The 652-nt window shown below is 33.4% G+C and carries 1 protein-coding gene and 1 pseudogene; both read right to left on the bottom strand.

Features of this window, described 5'->3' with window-relative positions; all coding sequences use genetic code 11:
* Positions 1-188: pseudogene (locus AC1DUW_RS31690) on the bottom strand (hypothetical protein); the annotation flags it as partial.
* Positions 167-418: a hypothetical protein gene (locus AC1DUW_RS31685; protein WP_053346193.1), complete on the bottom strand. Its 252-nt coding sequence runs from the start codon at positions 416-418 to the stop codon at positions 167-169. The pseudogene AC1DUW_RS31690 and the gene AC1DUW_RS31685, both read right to left, overlap by 22 nt.
* Positions 419-652 lie beyond the last annotated feature (234 nt).

Below are 652 nucleotides of genomic sequence, written 5' to 3'. Positions count from 1 at the left end.
GATACAGCCATTACCTTCGTGCTTTCACCCCAAGACATTTTCTGCAATACTTCAATTTCCCGCTGGCTAAGTCTTTTGGAGTTTCTAGAGTAGTCATCTTCTCCAAATATTTGCCCTAAATGTTGCCCATATACACATAGATGGTGAAGAAGGCTATCTCTAACCGTTAAGGAATCTGTACTCCCCATGCAGGGCTTGCGTCATTGTATGCAACTCGACCTCCTGTACTTCTATTAATTTTTACTATATTTACAGCTATTTCAACATTTCTATATGTGCTTGTTGTCTTAACTGTTGTTTCATACTTACCATCTTCAGTTTCAAAATATACATATTCACTTGCGCTGGCTTCGGGTGCTCCGAAACCTAGTATAGATACTCCAATAATAGCAGCTAATACCAAAGATTTACGCTTCATTAAACCCTCCTTTTCTGAATGTTATATAAAGTAAATACCTATCTATTATAAGTAAAAAAAACATATTTGTAATATTTATCCTGTGATTAAAGATGACATTTTTAAACAACATTATTGTAAATGTAACGACTTTATTTGTAATTAAACATCTTTATTGTTAATCAACAGATTCACTAATTTCAGATATGCAATTTTGAGTACATTATTATTATCTGCATAAGCACACCTTACTCC

The sequence above is a fragment of the Peribacillus sp. P4_C12 genome (assembly GCF_056402095.1).
The sequence above is the reverse complement of the archived record's forward strand: the minus strand, read 5'-3'. Positions and strand labels throughout refer to the sequence as shown.

Excerpts from the sequence above, each read along its gene's own strand:
- AC1DUW_RS31685 (WP_053346193.1), bottom strand. The coding sequence starts at position 418 with ATGAAGCGTAAATCTTTGGTATTAGCTGCTATTATTGGAGTATCTATA.